Origin of the sequence: Longimicrobium sp., assembly GCF_036280135.1 — a bacterium.
In the GTDB taxonomy this organism is placed as follows: domain Bacteria; phylum Gemmatimonadota; class Gemmatimonadetes; order Longimicrobiales; family Longimicrobiaceae; genus Longimicrobium.
This window is the reverse complement of sequence record NZ_DASURI010000528.1, coordinates 1-4,938: the sequence shown is the minus strand read 5'-3', so window position 1 is coordinate 4,938 and position 4,938 is coordinate 1. Positions and strand designations below refer to the sequence as shown.

The 4,938-nt window shown below is 70.6% G+C and carries 5 protein-coding genes; 4 read left to right on the top strand and 1 reads right to left on the bottom strand.

Going from position 1 to position 4,938, the window contains the following annotated elements:
- Positions 1–357: 357 nt before the first annotated feature.
- The 4 genes from VFZ20_RS17040 (at position 358) to VFZ20_RS17025 (ending at position 3,674) form a co-directional block, all read left to right on the top strand.
- Entirely contained in the window at positions 358–1,461 is a 1,104-nt protein-coding gene (locus VFZ20_RS17040) for a serine hydrolase (protein ID WP_329685117.1), read from the top strand.
- Positions 1,462–1,601: 140 nt separating this feature from the next.
- Complete coding sequence (locus VFZ20_RS17035) at positions 1,602–2,303, top strand: TonB family protein (RefSeq protein WP_329685116.1); 702 nt, start codon at positions 1,602–1,604, stop codon at positions 2,301–2,303.
- 371 nt (positions 2,304–2,674) lie between these two features.
- Positions 2,675–3,301 (top strand): sulfite exporter TauE/SafE family protein, encoded by a 627-nt coding sequence (locus VFZ20_RS17030; protein ID WP_329685115.1) that lies wholly within the window; start codon positions 2,675–2,677, stop codon positions 3,299–3,301.
- A gap of 55 nt (positions 3,302–3,356) precedes the next feature.
- The gene (locus tag VFZ20_RS17025) at positions 3,357–3,674 is read left to right on the top strand and encodes a CDGSH iron-sulfur domain-containing protein (protein WP_329685114.1); all 318 of its coding nucleotides are present in this window, start codon (positions 3,357–3,359) and stop codon (positions 3,672–3,674) included.
- A gap of 344 nt (positions 3,675–4,018) precedes the next feature.
- On the opposite strand, the gene VFZ20_RS17020 is transcribed toward VFZ20_RS17025, so the two are convergent.
- Positions 4,019–4,938: hypothetical protein (locus VFZ20_RS17020; RefSeq protein ID WP_329685113.1), on the bottom strand; the 920-nt coding region annotated here is incomplete at its 5' end.

Genomic DNA, 4,938 nt, shown 5'->3' with positions numbered 1-4,938 from the left:
TGCGAGAGTGCGAGAGTGCGAGAGTGCGAGAGTGCGAGAGTGCGAGAGTGCGAGAGTGCGAGAGTGCGAGAGTGCGAGAGTGCGAGAGTGCGAGAGTGCGAGAGTGCGAGAGTGCGAGAGTGCGAGAGAGGGATCGCGGCGGGGACGATTTGGCGCGCATCCCCGCCGTTTCACGTGCGTGAGGGTTCGGTGAGGGGGCGCACTCATGCGTGAGCCGGGGGTAGGGGATGAAGTGCGGGCAGAGGAGGATGGGTTGCGCCGAAAGCAGCCCGCCCCTCTCCTGGCCCCTCCCCGCTCGTTCCTCGCGGAGAGGGGAGAAGGATTGCAATCGCTGATGAAGTTGATCCGATGACGTCGATGCAGATCTCCAGGCGCGCGGGGCTCGTTGCGCTGCTCGTGCTGGCCGCGTGCGGCACGCCCGCCTCCCAGGGCGACGCCGATCCGCCCGCCGATGCCGCGAAGGTCGCCTCCGCACCTTCCGCGCAGGCGGCGCGGCGGGTGAATCCGGCGGATACGGTGCTGCTGTCTCAGGCGCTGCAGCGCGCGGCGGAGCTGCCGAGGCTGCGCGGCATCCTGGTTTCGCAGGACGGGCAGATCGTGCTGGAGCGCTACACCGGCGGCGCCGCGGCGGACCGGACGACCAACATCAAGTCCGCGTCCAAGAGCGTGCTGTCGGCGCTCGTGGGCATCGCCATCGCGGAAGGGCACATCCGCGGAATCGATCAGCCCATCAGCGACTTCTTTCCCGCGTACTTCGCGCGGCAGGACGTGGACCCGCGCAAGCGGCAGATCACCGTCGGCAACCTGCTGTCCATGCAGTCAGGGCTGGAATCCACCAGCTTCAACGAGTACGGCGCCTGGGTCAGCAGCCCCAACTGGGTGAACGCCGCGCTGGAGCAGCCCGTCGTGGACCCGCCCGGCGGACGCATGCTGTACAGCACCGGCAGCACGCACCTGCTCAGCGCCATCCTGACGCGCGCCACCGGGCGCAGCACGTGGCAGTACGCCAACGAGAAGCTGGCGGAGCCGCTGGGCTTCCGCATCCGGCCGTGGCAGCGGGATCCGCAGGGCATCTTCTTTGGCGGCAACGACATGTACCTCACGCCGCGGCAGATGCTCCGCCTTGGGCAGCTGTGGCTGGACGAGGGCCGCGTAGGCGATCGGCAGGTGGTGCCCGCCGCGTGGGTGCGCGAAAGCGTGCGGCAGCGCACGTCGTCCCCGTGGAACGGGCATGGCTACGGGCTGGGATGGTGGACGCGCACGTCCCGCTCGCACGCCGTCCACTTCGCCTGGGGCTACGGCGGACAGTACGTGTTCGTCGTCCCCGACCTGCGGATGGTGGCCGTCTTCACCTCGCAGTCCGACGGCCCGCGCGACGTGGGGCACCTGCCGGCGATCCACCGCATCGTGGACGAGACCCTGGTGCCCGGGGCGGCGGCGCGGCTGAACAGCAGGGAATAGGGAATAGGTAATAGGGAATAGCGGGAACGATGTAGCCCAGTTCTCCAGCGGACGATCGGGCCACATGTTTACAGCGAGGACGGCGGAGGGTAGATTCTGGCGTCATCTGCCGCTCACGTTCTTCCCTTGCGTTCGATCTCATGCACAGACTGATTCGCGCCGCGATGGTGGCGGCACTCGCGACGTTCATCCTCCCGGAGGGGGCGCGGGCGCAGCAGCCGGCAGCGCGTTGCGGCGTGCTGCCGGATACCGTCGCCGGGCCGTCGCCGCAGCAGATCGCCGAGCGTACCGAGCTGCGCGACCGGATCGCGGAGGCACTGCGCGGCCACGGCGCGGCACCAGCCGGGCTGGTGATGGTGGACGTGAACGCGGAGCGACGGGGCAAGCTGCTGTTCATCCAGGGGCAGATGCCGGACAGCGCCCGCGCCGCCGCCCTCTCGCTCGTGGGCGAGTACCTTGCGACGCTGCAGGCCGGCCGCGCGTACCAGGCGCTCATCCGCATCGACGGCGACTACCCCGCCCTCACGCCCGGCCGCACGCACTGCCGCCCGGAGCTGGCCAACGGCGACAGCATGGGCGTGTGGATGCAGCGCGTGATGGAGCATCACCCCGAATCGGGCCGCCACCCCGACGAGGCGCTGGTCAAACGCGCGGTGGTGCGGATGGTGGTCGCGCGCACGGGCGAGGTGGCCTTCGTGGAGATGGACACGCCCAGCGGCGACGAGATGATCGACGCCAACGCAGAGGCCATCGCCGCGCGCCTGCGCTTTCGCCCGGCCACGCTGGACGGGGTGCCGTTCGACGTGCGGTTCCGGTTCACGCTGACGTTTCAGATACGGTAACTGCGAGACGGCCTGCAACTGCGGGTAACAGGGGACAGGTTACAGGTTACGGCCTGCAACTGCGGGGGCCAGGACGGCCGGAGCGCCACTCTGGCGCCAAAGACGCGCCGTTGGTGGCTGTGCCCTGTAACCTGTCACCTGTCCCCCGCAGTTCCGCCGTTGCCCCCTATTCCCTATTCCCTATTCCCTATTCCCTATTCCCTATTCCCTATTCCCTATTCCCTATTCCCTATTCCCTGCCCCTCCGCGGTTGCCCCCGGCCCGGCGATCGGGCAGATTACCCACCCCGCGCCGCACCTCCTGGCGCGGGCTTCCCTCATGCATCGAACAAACACGGATCCGAAATGGACTCGTTGCAGGTTCTCGCACCCATGACGGCGCTGGTGGCGGGCTTTGCGCACGCGCTGGAGCCCGACCACATGGCCGCCGTCACCACCTTCGTTTCGCGCCGGCCGCGGCCGCTGCAGGCCATCGGCTTCGGCATTCGCTGGGGCGCGGGGCACTCGGCGGCCATCCTGGTCGTGGGCTGCATCCTCGTGGCACTCAACATCCAGCTGCCGGACGTGCTGGCGCGCGGCCTGGAGTTCGGCGTGGGCGCCATGCTGCTGGCGCTGGGCCTGTGGCTGCTGTGGAACGTGCTGCACGAGCGCGCCCACCGCGCCGCCGGCGACACGCACGGCCACACGCACCACCATCACCACGGCGGCGGATCGCTGTGGGTGGGCATGGCGCACGGGCTGAGCGGCACGGCGCCGCTGGTGGCCGCGCTTTCGGCCACCCTGGCGGGCTCGCTGGGCAGCGCTGCCCTGTACCTGCTGCTGTTCGGCGTGGGGACCACCGTGGCCATGGCCCTGTACGCGCTGGTGGCGGGCGTGGTCTTTCACCAGGCCGGGCACCGCGCGCCCGCCCTGGCCGGCGGCCTGCGCGCGCTCACGGCCCTGGGCAGCGCGGCCATCGGCGTGCTGTGGATGGTGAACGCGGCCGGCGGCGGCGCCTGAGGCAGCCACCGGTCATCCATCGACGGAATCATCAATCATCTCAAGGAAGAACCTGATGTCGGACGAGAGCACGCCGCAGCCCGTGACGCCCAGCGTCACCATCCTGGCCAAGAACAACGGCCCCTTCCTCGTGGACGGCCCGTTCCGGCTGGTGGACGCCGACGGCAACGAGTACGACGTGCCGGCCGGCAAGAAGGTGAACCTGTGCCGCTGCGGCGGCTCCACCCGCAAGCCGTTCTGCGACGGAACCCACAGCCGCATCGGCTTCGAGGCCGCCGAGCGCGCCGTCCGCGCGGCCGACGAGGGCGAGGCGACGGGGCAGGCGCCGCAGGGCGGACAGGCCACCGCGGGCGGGCAGGCTCCGCAGGCGTAACGTCGCGGATCGGACGCGGCGAGATCGAGCGGCGGACAGACGGATCGAGCGGCAGGCAATACCCCGTCGCTGCGCGACGGGGGGCCCTCTCCCCCGACCGCCTCTTTGCTCGTTCCTCGCAACGGCGGTCGACCCCTCCCCCAACTTCGGGGGAGGGGTTTTCGTTGGGCGGAGTGCCTGCTTGGACGCGGAGATTTCGCAAGAACTTCGGCGAGCACCGCCTCCTCGACCGGGTCCAACCCCCGGAGAAGGTGAAGCCCCGCCGGGCGACGCGTAGCGTCGTCAGGGCGGGGCTTTCCGCTTTCGTTGCGGCGGCTTCAGCCGCTCCGGCTGGGGCTTCGCCCTTACGGCCGGACGGCGCCCGCGGCGGCTTCGAGCACACGGCTGCTCACCACGCGGCCGGCCGTATCCACCACGTACTCCAGCACGGCGCCGGACGTGTGCCGCACCTGGCGCACCGTCTGTCCGGCCGTGTTCGTCGTCTCGCGCAGCACGGGCAGGCTGGTGATCTGCCCCAGCGTGCGCGAGTTGACCACGTTGCCGGCCGTGTCCAGCGTCTGCTCCACGATGCCGCCCGTGGCGTTGAGCGTGACGTTCACCGTCTGCCCCAGCGTGTTGACCGTCTGCGTCAGCAGGCCGCCCGGCTGGGTGACGTTGTTCAGCGTCTGGCCCACGGCCTGGACGGCGCCCTCCGCCACGCCGCCGGGCTGCAGCAGCGTGTTGGCCACGCCGCCCACCGTGCCCACGGTGCTGTCCACCACGCTCAGCACCTGCGTGAGGATCTGCGGGTTGCGATCCAGCGTCGTCACCACGCGGTCCACGATGCGGGCCACGTTGTCCAGGTCCACGTAGACGTACGCCTCGGCCACCACGCCCGTGATCTCCAGCTCCACCCGCTCGATGCCCACGTCCGCGCCCGCGCTGATGGACACCAGGTTGGCCGCGTTGGCATCCAGCGCCAGCACCGCGCGCAGGTCCGACACCGTGAGCCCGATGCTGTCCACCGAGAGCTCCGGCACCTCCAGCACCACGTCGTAGTGCTCCGTGCCGATCTGCGCCTGCCCCTGCGGCAGCTGGCCCTGACGCGCGCCCGGCGTCTGCGCGCGCGGGGCCGTCTGCTGCGTGCGCGGCGCATCGCCCAGCACGCGCGGCTGGGCGGCGGCGTCCGTGGCGGCCAGCGCGGCGCCGCAAAGGGCGATGGATAGACAGCGACGCATCATCGGGCTCATCTCCTGGGTGGCGCGGCCGGCGCGGGTGCGCGGGC

What these genes read in the sequence shown, in the direction of transcription:
- VFZ20_RS17040 (WP_329685117.1), top strand. Translation starts at nt 358, where the DNA reads ATGCAGATCTCCAGGCGCGCGGGGCTCGTTGCGCTGCTCGTGCTGGCC.
- VFZ20_RS17035 (WP_329685116.1), top strand. Translation starts at nt 1,602, where the DNA reads ATGCACAGACTGATTCGCGCCGCGATGGTGGCGGCACTCGCGACGTTC.
- VFZ20_RS17030 (WP_329685115.1), top strand. Translation starts at nt 2,675, where the DNA reads ATGACGGCGCTGGTGGCGGGCTTTGCGCACGCGCTGGAGCCCGACCAC.
- VFZ20_RS17025 (WP_329685114.1), top strand. Translation starts at nt 3,357, where the DNA reads ATGTCGGACGAGAGCACGCCGCAGCCCGTGACGCCCAGCGTCACCATC.